The 12,054-nt window shown below is 59.7% G+C and carries 9 protein-coding genes; 3 read left to right on the forward strand and 6 right to left on the reverse strand.

All coding sequences use genetic code 11. The features are described 5' to 3' along the window. Positions 1-280: 280 nt before the first annotated feature. From ACYU70_RS18265 to rsfS, 6 genes are all read right to left on the reverse strand, one after another. Positions 281-1,447 (reverse strand): zinc-dependent alcohol dehydrogenase, encoded by a 1,167-nt coding sequence (locus ACYU70_RS18265; RefSeq protein ID WP_460616066.1) that lies wholly within the window; start codon positions 1,445-1,447, stop codon positions 281-283. 114 nt (positions 1,448-1,561) lie between these two features. Then, positions 1,562-2,455, reverse strand: a complete 894-nt coding sequence (locus tag ACYU70_RS18270; protein ID WP_342300700.1) for a hypothetical protein — start codon at positions 2,453-2,455, stop codon at positions 1,562-1,564. 55 nt (positions 2,456-2,510) lie between these two features. Further along, a complete protein-coding gene (locus ACYU70_RS18275; protein ID WP_342300702.1) occupies positions 2,511-3,293 on the reverse strand; it encodes a UDP-2,3-diacylglucosamine diphosphatase in 783 nt (260 codons plus the stop codon). Continuing rightward, positions 3,290-3,952, reverse strand: a complete 663-nt coding sequence (locus ACYU70_RS18280) for a LutC/YkgG family protein (protein WP_342300703.1) — start codon at positions 3,950-3,952, stop codon at positions 3,290-3,292. Before ACYU70_RS18280 ends, ACYU70_RS18275 begins: the two co-directional genes overlap by 4 nt. A gap of 123 nt (positions 3,953-4,075) precedes the next feature. Next, positions 4,076-6,199: an ATP-dependent zinc metalloprotease FtsH gene (gene ftsH, locus ACYU70_RS18285; RefSeq protein WP_342300705.1), complete on the reverse strand. Its 2,124-nt coding sequence runs from the start codon at positions 6,197-6,199 to the stop codon at positions 4,076-4,078. A 238-nt stretch (positions 6,200-6,437) separates the two neighbouring features. Then, entirely contained in the window at positions 6,438-6,818 is a 381-nt protein-coding gene (gene rsfS / locus ACYU70_RS18290; RefSeq protein ID WP_342300707.1) for a ribosome silencing factor, read from the reverse strand. Between the two features lie 67 nt (positions 6,819-6,885). Between rsfS and ACYU70_RS18295 the strand changes: the two genes are divergently transcribed. The 3 genes from ACYU70_RS18295 to ACYU70_RS18305 all read left to right on the forward strand — a co-directional run bounded on the left by ACYU70_RS18295 (position 6,886) and on the right by ACYU70_RS18305 (position 11,770). Next, a complete protein-coding gene (locus ACYU70_RS18295) occupies positions 6,886-7,644 on the forward strand; it encodes a biotin--[acetyl-CoA-carboxylase] ligase (RefSeq protein WP_342300709.1) in 759 nt (252 codons plus the stop codon). Between the two features lie 257 nt (positions 7,645-7,901). Then, positions 7,902-8,564: a T9SS type A sorting domain-containing protein gene (locus tag ACYU70_RS18300; protein WP_342300711.1), complete on the forward strand. Its 663-nt coding sequence runs from the start codon at positions 7,902-7,904 to the stop codon at positions 8,562-8,564. Between the two features lie 194 nt (positions 8,565-8,758). Further along, positions 8,759-11,770, forward strand: coding sequence for a DUF2723 domain-containing protein (locus ACYU70_RS18305; RefSeq protein WP_342300714.1), 3,012 nt, complete (start codon positions 8,759-8,761; stop codon positions 11,768-11,770). Positions 11,771-12,054 lie beyond the last annotated feature (284 nt).

A 12,054-nucleotide genomic window follows, 5' to 3' on the forward strand; every position in this document is an offset into this window, starting at 1 on the left:
AGCTTTGCCAAAGCCAAACGGGCAGCAGGCACCTGAGCACTGAGCAACTGCGGCAGCAATAGCATCAGCAGCAATGCCCATCGGCCATAGCGCGAAGAATTTGAACCAGATATTAATTCACGCCGAGAATTCCCCATGTAATCAGCTTATCAGATGAAATTGGCGGCTCAAATGGCCTTTGCCAAAGGTAAAACAATCATACATTCCCACCTGCCACCAAAAGAGAACGGAACCCGCTTACGTGGGTTCCGTTCTCTTTTGGTGGCAGCCATTTGCCAAACTACTCGCCGGGCTTCAGCACCACTTTGGTGCAGTTGTCCTTCTTGTTGCGGAAGATGTCGTAGGCGTGCGGGGCCTGCGAGAGCGGCAGGCGGTGCGAAATGATATCGTCGAGGCGCACGTCGCCGTTGGCTACGTGGGCCAGCAGCTTGTCGATGTGCTTGTGGGCGGGGGCCTGGCCGCCTTTCAGCGTGATGCCCTTGTCGAAGAACTGGTGGATGGGGAAGTTGTCGAACGGCGAGGAGTACACGCCCAGCACCGACACGAAGCCGCCCCGGCGCACGGCGCTCATGCAGGCCAGCAGCACCTTGTCGGAGCCTTTTTCTAGGTTGGCCACGGCTTTGGCACGGTCCAGCAGGTTGCGGTCGGGCTCGAAGCCCACGGCCTCCACCACCACATCGGCCCCGTAGCCCTTGCTCATGCTGCGGATTTCATCGACCACCTGCTTCTGGTTTTCCCAGAGAATGCCCTCGGCGCGGGCCGACTCCTTGGCCTTGTCCAGGCGGTACTGCTGGGTATCGACAATAATAACGCGGCTGGCCCCGCGCAGCCAGGCCGACTTGGCGGCCATGATGCCCACCGGGCCCGCCCCGAAAATGGCCACGATTTCGCCGCCCCGCACATTGGCCCAGTCGATGCCGGTGTAGCCGGTCGGGAAGATGTCGGTAACGAAGAGCACCTGCTCATCGGTGAGGTTGTCCGGCACTTTGCGGGGGCCGAAGTCGGCGTAGGGCACGCGCACGAACTCGGCCTGGCCGCCGTCGTAGCCGCCATACAGGTCGGTGTAGCCAAACAGGGCGCCGCCTTTTTCGGTCATCAGGCCGCCTTCGGGGCCATAGTGGTCGGGGTTGGAGTTTTCGCAGTGGCCGGGCAGGTCGTGGTTGCAAAACAGGCAATGGCCGCAGGCCACCGGGAAGGGCACCACCACACGGTCGCCGCGCTTGAGGTTTTTCACGCCTTTGCCCACTTCCTCCACAATGCCCATGAACTCGTGGCCGAGGGTCATGGGCTTGGGCTGGGGAATGCTGCCGTTGTAGATGTGCAGGTCGGAGCCGCAGATGGCCGTGCTGGTCACGCGCAGAATAATATCGCGCGATTCCTTGATTTCGGGGTCGTCCACGTTATCAACGCGGACATCTTTGGCACCGTGGATGCGGAGAGCTTTCATAGAGCGGGATTTAGGATTGAAACAGAAGAACCTGCTCTCCTAACGGCCTGCTTTTCGGGCGGGTTACTATAGCTCAGGCCGTCTGGCTGTTAGCCTCCACCGTAGCCACGCGCCTTACATCTGATATACAGCCACGCCCGCCGCCGTAAAAATATAGGCATAAGTTTCGCCCACCAGCACCTGCCGCACCGCGCTGGGGTCCATGCCGGCGGGCAGGGCCACGCGCCGCTCGGTCAGGTTGTAGAGGTGGAAAAAGTGGATGGCCCCGGCGTCCAGAAAATACAGCTCATCGCCCCGAAAGCCCACCGTGCTCAGCCCTGGGAAAGGGAGCTTCTTCTTATAATTCCCGAGGTTGTCGAACACGTACACGCCCGTGCTGCGGTCCACGAGGTAGGTATTGTTCTGGTACTGCCGGATGAACCGGAAATCGGGTCGCGAGCGGCCGATAATCAGGTCCAGCGGCGTACTCTGCACTAAGCGTAGGGTGTTGGGGTCGAATTCGCGCAACACCAGGTTGCTCTCATCGAGCAGCCAGATAAAATTATCCGGGGCCAGCGTGGCCACCCGCACCGTGCCATCGAGGTAATCCGCCAGCCGCACTTCGCTGATGAGTGAGAGGAACCTATCGAGCAGCACGAGCTGCTGCCGGTCATCGTTGAATACGAGCGTGCTGGTCACGTTCCAGGCCTCTACCTGGGCTACGTGGCCGGGCTGGGCGGGCGCGTAGGTGTTCAGGGGCAGGCCCTCGGGGCCGTATTGGCGCAGGTTGTTATCGGCATCGGCCACGTAGAGCGCGCCGCGCCGGTCCAGCGACGCGGCTCCCGGGTTGGGCAGCTTGATGAGGCGCAGCAGCTTCCAGGCGGCCACGGTGGGCGCGGCCGTGGCATCGAGCGCGGGCGCGGGGGCCGGCTGCACGGGGGCCACGGTTTCTTTGGAAGCCGGCGCGGCCGAGGCGGCGGAAGGAACGGTGGTTTGGGCGCGGGCGGCAATGCCCGACAGTAAAAACACTGCGAGACACTGCGTTTTTAAACACTGCGAAACACTGCGTGAAATGCCGTCCACGCTACTGTTCAAAATGCCGCAAGGCCAGCTCGTTGCCATCATACACGCCGTAGCTGCAATAATTGACCCACTCCCCCAGATTCACGTAGCGGCTGCCGGGGGCTACTTCCACATCCAGCGGCAGGTGGCGATGGCCGAAAACGTAGTAGTCGTGGTGCAAACGCGTTTCCAGCTCGCGGCAGTATTGGAGCAGCCATTCTTCGTCACCGAAATACACGGTATCGTCCTTGCCCACCTGCATCCGGCTGCGGCGGCTCCACTTATTGGCCATGCCGATGCCGAAATTGGGGTGCAGCCGCGCAAACAGCCACTGCGCCATGGGCGAGGTGAAGACGTGTTTCAGCGCTTTGTAGCTGTAGTCCTTCGGCCCCAGTCCATCGCCGTGCCCGATGTGAAACATCTTATCGCCAATCCGTTGCGACACCTCTTGGCGCAGCACCGGGATGCCCATTTCCTGGGTGAAGTAGCCGAACATCCACATATCATGGTTGCCGGTGAAGATGGTAATGGGCAGGCCGCCATCCGTCAGCTCCGCCAGCTTGCCCTGCAAGCGGCTGAACCCGCGCGGAATAGCGTGCTTGTACTCAAACCAGAAATCGAACAGGTCACCCAGCAGGTAGATGGCCGCCGCGTCCTTCGCCGCCTCATCCAGCCAGCGCACGATGCGCTTCTCCCGTGCCAGCGAGGTGGCCGCATCCGGTGCGCCCAAGTGGAAATCGGATGCGAAATACACCCGCTTGCCGGGCGGCAGGATAAGGTCAGAAAGTAAATGGGGGGACTTCATTCGGGTGAATTTTCAGCGTCGTCCTCTAGCAGGAACAACGCGATGCGGCGCGGGCCATGAGCCCCGAGCACAAGGGTTTTTTCAATATCGGCCGTGCGGCTGGGGCCGCTGGTGAGCGACACCATCGAGGGCAGGGCCGCGCCGTAACGGCTTTGCATCACGCGCAGGGCCTCCCCTATCTCGTTCACCACCTGGCTGGGACGGGCCAGCACCAGGTGCTGGTCGGGGTAGATGCTCAGCCGCCGCCCGCTGGCCGTGGCGGCCGACACCAACACGCTGCCCGTGCGCGCCACCAGCGCTTCGCAGGAGGTCAGGCTCAAATCAGCTTTGGCAATGAATTCTGTTTCATCGGCCTGAAAAGCAATGCCGGCCCGATACAGCAGCGCCTGCATCTCGGGCTCCCACACGAAAGGCGCGCCCACCTGCTGGCGCTGCCGGAAACCCGCCACCTGCGCCGCCAGGTGCGGCAGCGACTCGCAGTAGTAAAACTCGCCGCCCACGCGCTGGAAGCTTTCGGCAAATGCCACCACGGCATCGGCATTGTTTAAGGGCGGATGCACAGGCGCTGCAAAATCAGGACGGGGCGGCAACGAGGCGGGACCAGCCGCCAGCCCTTGGCGAATGCGGGCTAAAACGGCATCGCGGGAAGAATCAGCCATGACGAGAGAGTTGCGGGTTGAAGCTGCCAAAGGTAACCGTTGCCCGATAACCGTCCTCTTATTACAAAAAAGCCCGCCTCCTGAACGGAAGCGGGCTTTCTATTCCATTTAAGTCGGACTGGACTACACGCCGGCTACCGCGTTGTTGTTCGGAGCCGAAGCTTCGTTGTTGCGGTTGTTGTCGTCCACGCCGGGCAGGTGCAAATCGGGCAAGTCACTGCCGATTTTGCCACCGGCGGCCTGTTCGCCTTTCACTTCCGAAGCGGTTTCGCTGCGGTCGGTGCCAGCCATGTGGGCTTGGTAGTTGGTCTGGGTTTCGAAGGGACGCGGGCCCACGAGGCGGGTCAGGTCTTCCTGTTGCAGCACTTCTTTCTCCAGCAACTCTTTGGCTACCACTTCCAGCTCGTGGCGGCGCTCGGTGAGAAGCTCCTTAGTGCGGGTGTAGGCGTTTTCGATGATGGTGCGAACTTCCTCGTCAATCATCTGCGAAGTGGCTTCCGAATACGGCTTCGAGAAACCGTACTCGTTCTGGCCCTTCGAGTCGTAGAACGACACGTTGCCGAGCTTGGCATTCATGCCGTACATCGTCACGATGGAATAGGCCATCTTGGTGATGCGCTCCAAGTCGCTCAACGCACCGGTCGAGATTTTACCGAACACCAGTTCTTCAGCAGCGCGGCCACCCAAGGCCATGCACATCTCGTCGGTCAGCTGCTCGGTGTTGTAGAGAAACTGCTCCTTAGGCAGGTATTGGGCGTAACCCAGCGCCGCCACCCCACGAGGCACAATGCTCACTTTCACCAAGGGGTCAACGTGCTCCAGGAACCAGCCCGCGATGGCGTGGCCAGCTTCGTGGTAAGCCACAATGCGCTTTTCGCCGGGCGAGATGATTTTGTTCTTCTTCTCCAGGCCACCAATCACGCGGTCGATGGCATCGGTGAAATCCTGGTCGGTGATGAATTTCTTGTCGCGGCGGGCGGCGATGAGGGCCGCCTCGTTGCAGACGTTGGCAATTTCAGCACCAGCAAAGCCCGGAGTCTGGGCCGAAAGACGGCGGGCATCCACATCGGGGCCCAGCGTCAGTGGCTTCAGGTGCACCTGGAAAATCTGGGTGCGGCCGTTGATGTCCGGCTTGTCAATGCTGATTTGACGGTCGAAACGGCCGGGACGCAGCAGGGCCGAATCCAGAGTATCGGGCCGGTTAGTGGCGGCCAGAATGATAACGCCGGAGTCGGTGCCGAAACCGTCCATCTCTACCAGCAACGAGTTCAGCGTGTTTTCGCGCTCGTCGTTGCCGCCGGGCATCGAGCCCTTGCTGCGCGAACGGCCCACGGCGTCAATCTCATCAATAAAGATGATGCAGGGCGCTTTGGCTTTGGCCTGCTTGAACAAATCCCGAACCCGGGCTGCGCCCACACCCACGAACATCTCCACAAAGTCGGAGCCCGAAAGCGAGAAGAACGGCACGTCGGCCTCGCCGGCTACGGCTTTGGCCAGCAGGGTTTTGCCGGTGCCGGGAGGGCCTACCAGCAGCGCGCCTTTCGGAATCTTACCGCCGAGGATGGTGAACTTGCTGGGATTCTTGAGGAACTCCACAATCTCCTGCACTTCCTCCTTGGCTTCTTCGAGGCCGGCCACGTCTTTGAAGGTAATTTTCACCTTATCGCCGCCTTCAAACAGGGCAGCTTTGCTTTTGCCGATGCTGAAAATCTGGCCGCCGGGGCCGCCAGCGCTGCCCATGCGGCGCATCAGGAACCAGAAACCGACAATCATCAACACAATGAAGCCGTAGGTGCCGATGTAGTCGCCGGGGCTCGACCGCTCCTCAATGTTGAGGGGCAGGCGCTGGGCGGCGGGCACATCCTTCTGCAAAGCGTCCAGGTTTTCTTGGAACAGCTTGGCATCTACCACCGGGAAGTAGAACTGCGAGCCCACGCCCGACGCGCCAAACGGCGTGCGACGCGTGAGTTCCTGCCGGTATTTGGCCTGCGCCGCCTCCTTCAGGGTCACTTCTACCACCTTCTGGTTGCTCACGATGGTGACGGCCTGCACATCGCCGGCCGCCAGCATGCTCTCGAAGCGCTGCTGGTTGATTTTGGCGGGCGAGTTGAGGTTATTCACCCACATCACCCCGAACAAAAACACCAGCAAACCCGCCAGCACCCACAGCTGCAAGCCCGGCCGCGGGCTAGGCACCGGGGCAATGGGCTTCTTCTTTTTATTGTTATTCAGATTTTTATCCGACATGAAAATAGCTACTTAAAACCGAGGATAGGTAGGAGCAAAACACCACGCCGAAAACAAATGTTCGGCAAAAAGGCAGACGTTCGGGAAGCAGTTTTATTTTACAGCGAAGCGGCTTTTCTGTCATCCTGAGCGCAGCGAAGGACCTTACCGCGCCTGTGCCGTTTGGCATTACTGCAAACCGTTTGAGCGTAATAAGGTCCTTCGCTGCGCTCAGGATGACAGGTTCGAACCAAACGACTTACGCCGGCTCCGATTCGATGTAGCTGATGTTGGCATCGCCCCACAGCTCCTCGAGGGCGTAGAACTTGCGGCGGTCGCGCAGGAAAACGTGGACCACTACGTCCACATAATCGAGCAGCACCCACTCGCGGTTGGTGCGGCCTTCGGTTTGCCAGGGGCTTTCGCCAGTTACTTTTTCGATTTCTTCTTCTACCGAGCGGGCCACGGCTTCGAGCTGCGTATCGGAGTTGGCCGAGCAGATGATGAAATAATCGGCAACGGCATTTTTTAATTCCTTCAAGTTCAGCACCACGATGTCGGATGCCTTCTTGTCTTGCATGCCGCGAACGACCAAATCTGCCAATGTGTCTGAATCCTGACGGACCAACGTGCTTTTCATATTGTCTTGTTAGGTGTGAGCTTTACAGCCGAAAGTCTACGAAGTTAACGATACGCGAAAGAAGGCCGTGGTTGTCACCCCAAAAACCCTGTTCACGGGCCAGCAATTAGTATGGTTGCCGGCCTGCCCCTCGACCAATTCGGAGGCTCAGAATTTGATTGTCCAAAACCGGGCCAGCGAAGGCTGCACCGTCATAACGGACTTTCAGACCGCCGGCCGGGGCCAGCGCGGCAACCAGTGGGTGGCCGCCCCCACCGAAAACCTGATGCTGTCGGTGGTGTGGCAGCCTACATTTTTGGCCGCCACCGAGCAGTTCCGCCTCAGTCAGGCCGTGGCGCTGGGCGTGCACGACTGGGCCGCCGCCCTGCTCGGCCCCGACCCGAAGCTCAAAGTAAAATGGCCCAATGACCTGTATTATGGCAACCAAAAGCTGGGCGGTATATTAATTGAGAACAGCCTGAGCGGCACAAAAATTCAATATAGCATCATTGGCATTGGCCTGAACATCAACCAGCAAGCGTTTGAACTGCCCACGGCCACGTCGTTTACCCAACTCACCGGCCGCGCCTACGACCGCGCCGCCCTGGCCGCCCGCCTGCTGGAGTGCCTGGAGCGGCGCTACCTGCAACTGCGGGCCGGGCAGGTGGGGGCGCTGCGGCGCGATTATTTGCAGGCCCTGTACCGCTACCAGGAAGTTCACCCGTTCATTATCGATGGCCAACCGGTCAGCGGCCAGATTGTCGGGGTGGAAGATGATGGCCGGCTGGCAGTGGCCATCGGAAATGAGCTGCGGCGGTTTGGCTTGCAGGAAATTCGGCACGTCTAGCAACCCTGACCGCCTGTTTCAGCATCAGGCTGATAAATTGGGGAACAGTGAAAAAAAATAATTCTTTTAGGCAACTAATTCCCAGCTTCCGCCGAGTTGTCAGTAACATTGGCTTCAAACACTTACTTTTCCACCGTTCTATCAAACCGAAATAATTTTCGGGGTGTTGATTTGAGGGATAAGGAATTCGGCACAGTGCTTGTCAATCGTTATCCGCAACCTTTTCCATTTTCGCCTCCACTTTTTCTGCTTCTGATATGAAACTCTTTACTCGTTCGATGGCTGCATTGGCCATGCTAATTTTGTCGCTGGCCCCTACGTTGGCCGCCAACATCACCATTTTGGTGGGCGACAATTTTTACCACGGGCCGGGCAATACCGACCCGAACAAGCAAAACGACATCCGCAACATCACGGTAGGGGATGTGGTGACGTTCAGCTACCCTACGGGCAATTCCAGCCACCCCACGATGTCGGACAACGGGGCCTTTGCTACGTTTCAGATGAATGCCAGCAGCCGCTCTGTTACGCTGCCGGCGTTTAACACAGTGGGCTCTAACCCTTACCATTGCATGGCGCACGGCGGGCCGCTGGTGGGCCAGTACGGCATTCTCAATGTGGTGGCGGCCGGCCCCACGGCCACGCTTGATGCCCGCACGGCCGGTATTGAAGTGAATGTGTACCCCAACCCCAGCCGCGGCCAGGTAACGGTGCAGCTCAACCAGAAAGCCGGCATCGACTACAAGCTGCGCCTGAGCAACATCATCGGCCAGGAAGTCCGCACCGTAGCCCTCAAGCCCGAATTGACTGCCGCCGGTCTGCCGGTCGATTTGAGTGACCTGCGCACCGGCGTGTACTTCTACAGCCTGCTCGTAGATGGCAAAGTGGCCAGCACCAAGCGCCTCGTCTTGCAGAATTGAACCAACTTCATTTAATCGTTTGACCAAAAAGCAGCCTCGGGCTGCTTTTTGTGTTTCTAGCCCGAATTGGTTTCGCGCAAGCATCAGTGCAACGGTGCATTGCCTACTTTTGCCTTTTCACCGATTTGCTCGTTGCTTCTTCCGGTAGTGTGCGGCCTGCGCATTTGCCGGTGTCTTGTGTCCCATTCGTTTCTATGCGCTCCTTTAAAAGCCTGAACAATCTCGTCGGCTGGCTCGTGTTTGCCATTGCCGCCGTCACCTACCTGCTCACCCTGGAGCCTACCGCTTCGTTTTGGGACTGTGGCGAGTTCATTGCCTGCTCCTACAAGCTGCTGGTGCCTCACCCTCCCGGAGCGCCCACGTTCCTGCTGCTGGGCCGCCTGTTTTCGCTTTTCTCGTTTGGCGATGTGACCAAGGTAGCGGTGCTCATTAATGCTTTGTCAGGATTAAGCAGCGCCTTCACCGTCCTGTTTCTGTTCTGGATTATCACCCGCATGGCCCGCAAGCTGGTGCTGCGCGAGGCCACTGGCAACAGCGGTCTGGCCGCCGAAGCCATCGAGCCGAGCGGCTACCAATCCCTGCTCATTCTGAGTGCGGGCGTGGTGGGCGCGCTGGCCTTTGCCTTCTCCGATTCATTCTGGTTCAATGCGGTAGAGGGCGAGGTGTACGCCATGTCGGCCCTTTGCACAGCGGCCGTGGTCTGGATTATGCTGAAGTGGGAAGCTCATTCCAACGAAGCTGATTCGGATAAGTGGCTCATTCTGATTGCCTACGTCATTGGCCTCAGCATTGGGGTTCACTTGCTGAATTTGCTGACACTGCCGGCTCTGGGCTTCATTTATTACTACCGCCGCACTGCCAATCCTTCGCTGAAAGGTGGCATCATTGTGATGGTGGTGAGCATGATTATCGTGGGCTCCATCCTAGTGGGCATCATCCCCGGCCTGCCCACGCTGGCCGGCAACTTCGAGGTGTTCTTCATCAATACCGTTGGACTACCCTTCAACTCGGGCCTGTTCATCTTTCTGATTGTCTTTATCGGGCTGATTTGGTTCGGCTTCCGCCTCTCCTTCCAGCGCCGCAGCCAGCTGCTGAACACTGCCATGCTCTGCTTCGTGTTCATTTTGATTGGATACTCCTCGTACCTGATTGTGCCGATTCGCAGCTCCTTTCAGCCTACTATTAACGAAAACGACCCCGAGGATGTGCTGAGCTTCGTGAGCTACCTCAAGCGCGAGCAGTACGGCTCGCGCCCGCTACTCTACGGCCCGCAGTTCAACGCCCAGCCGGTGGACTACGCCGAGGGTGCGCCCCGCTACGCCCGCGACCTCAAGACCAACACCTACAAGGAGATTCTGCCGCGCCAGCAGGAGCCGGTGTACCGCGACGAGGACAAGATGCTGCTACCCCGCATCTACAGCTACGAGCCCGACCAGATTGCCAACTACAAGAAGTGGGTCGACATTCAGGACGGCGTGAAGCCGACGATGGGCCAGAACCTGGGCTTCCTGATGCGCTACCAGATGGGCCATATGTTCTGGCGCTACTTCATGTGGAACTTCGTGGGGCGTGAGTCCGACGTGCAGCAGGCGGGCGTGGTCACGCCGTTCAGCCCGAGCGCGAAGTCGCTGCCGCCCCGCATCGGCGAGAGCCCGGCGCACAACAACTTCCTGGCCCTGCCGCTCATCCTGGGCCTCATCGGCCTGTGGTTCCAGAGCCGGCGCGATAGCAAGGACGCCTGGGTGACCGGTCTGCTGTTCCTGATGACAGGTTTGGCCATCGTGATTTACCTCAACCAGCCGCCGCGCGAGCCGCGTGAGCGCGACTACACTTTCACCGGGGCCACGTTTGCCTTTGCCATCTGGATAGGACTGGGCGTGCTGGGGCTGGCCGAATTATTCGGCAAAGTGGTGAAGGCCGACGGCCTGCGGGCCGGCCTGGCCCTGGCCGTGGGCCTGCTGATTCCGGGCATCATGGCCGCGCAGGGCTGGGACGACCACGACCGCTCGAACCGCTACAACTCGGTGGATTCGGCTAAAAACCTGCTGAACTCCTGCGCCCCGAACGCCATCCTGTTTACCAACGGCGACAACGACACCTTCCCGCTCTGGTACGCCCAGGAGGTGGAGGGCTTCCGCACCGACGTGCGCGTGGCCGTGCTGAGCTACCTGAACACCGACTGGTACATCGCCCAGATGAAGCGCCGCTCCTACCTCTCGCAGCCCTTCCCCATCTCGATGCCCGCCGCGGCCTACGCCCAGGGCACCAACGACATGCTGCCCTTCGCCGCCAACCCGGCCGTGCCCAGCGTGAACCTCAAGGAATTCATTGAGCTGGTGAAGAGCAACAACCCGCTGCTGCAGGTGCAGTACCAGGAAAACGGCCCCAGCATGATGAGCTTCCCGACGCCCAACTTCTTCCTGCCCGTGGACACAGCGGCCGTGAAGAAGCTCGGCATCATCCCCAAAGACCGGGAAGGCCAGCTCGTGAGCAAGATGGAGTGGAGCATGGGCAAGCGCGCCATCGAGAAGAAAAACCTGGTGATTCTGGACATGATTGCCACCAACAACTGGCAGCGGCCCATCTACTTCAGCAGCACCGTGGCCCCGAGCGACTACATGAACCTCCAGCCCTACTTCCAGCTGGAGGGCATGGCCTACCGCCTGCTGCCCCTGAAAGACCCGAACTACGACCCCCGCTCCGGCGACGAAGGCTTCGTGGAGAAAGACCTCACCTACCAGCGCCTGCTGAAGGATTTCAGCTACCGCGGCCTGCAGAACCCGCACATCTTCTACGACGAGAACAACCTGCGCTTCCCGGCCAACTACCGCGACAAGTTCGCCCGCCTGGCCAACGCCTACCTGGCCTCAAACAACGTGGCCAAGGCCAAGGAAGTGGCCGACAAAGCCATGGAACTGATGCCCGACAACACGATTCCCTACGACTACTACTCGCCCCAGCTGGTGCCCGCGCTAGTGGCAGGCGGTGAGAAAGCCAAAGCCGACCAGATTCTCGACACCATGACCCAGCGCTCGGAGCAGATGCTGGCCTACTACGCCACCAAGCCCGATGGCAGCCTGTTTGAGGACGACCAGCGCGGCTACCTCCTCGGCCTGCAAAGCGTGTACCGCGCCGCAGAGCTGGCCGGCGACAAGCCCCGCAGCGAAAAGGCCCTGGGCCTGATGAACCAGTATTACCCACGCTAAGCCGTCGGTAGCATTGCCAACAGAAAAGGCCGGCCCGCAATGCGCGGGCCGGCCTTTTTTAATAATTCCTCGACTGCCTTGGGAACGGGGTGACATAGGCAGTCGAGCGCCTCGGGAGCACTTGGCACGAGGTGACAAATGCTCCCGAGGCGCTCGACTGCCTCCGGCAAGAAGTGACATGAACACATTCGGGCCTCACTTGCTCCTAACCCGATGAGTTGGGAGCAAGTGAGGACCGCCGAAGCATTCGGCACCAAATACCTCACTTCGGGCGGATTCTTCGT

Source organism: Hymenobacter segetis, assembly GCF_054776495.1.

Excerpts from the sequence above, each read along its gene's own strand:
- ftsH (WP_342300705.1), bottom strand. The coding sequence starts at position 6,199 with ATGTCGGATAAAAATCTGAATAACAATAAAAAGAAGAAGCCCATTGCC.
- ACYU70_RS18275 (WP_342300702.1), bottom strand. The coding sequence starts at position 3,293 with ATGAAGTCCCCCCATTTACTTTCTGACCTTATCCTGCCGCCCGGCAAG.
- ACYU70_RS18265 (WP_460616066.1), bottom strand. The coding sequence starts at position 1,447 with ATGAAAGCTCTCCGCATCCACGGTGCCAAAGATGTCCGCGTTGATAAC.
- ACYU70_RS18300 (WP_342300711.1), top strand. The coding sequence starts at position 7,902 with ATGAAACTCTTTACTCGTTCGATGGCTGCATTGGCCATGCTAATTTTG.
- ACYU70_RS18305 (WP_342300714.1), top strand. The coding sequence starts at position 8,759 with ATGCGCTCCTTTAAAAGCCTGAACAATCTCGTCGGCTGGCTCGTGTTT.
- rsfS (WP_342300707.1), bottom strand. The coding sequence starts at position 6,818 with ATGAAAAGCACGTTGGTCCGTCAGGATTCAGACACATTGGCAGATTTG.
- ACYU70_RS18280 (WP_342300703.1), bottom strand. The coding sequence starts at position 3,952 with ATGGCTGATTCTTCCCGCGATGCCGTTTTAGCCCGCATTCGCCAAGGG.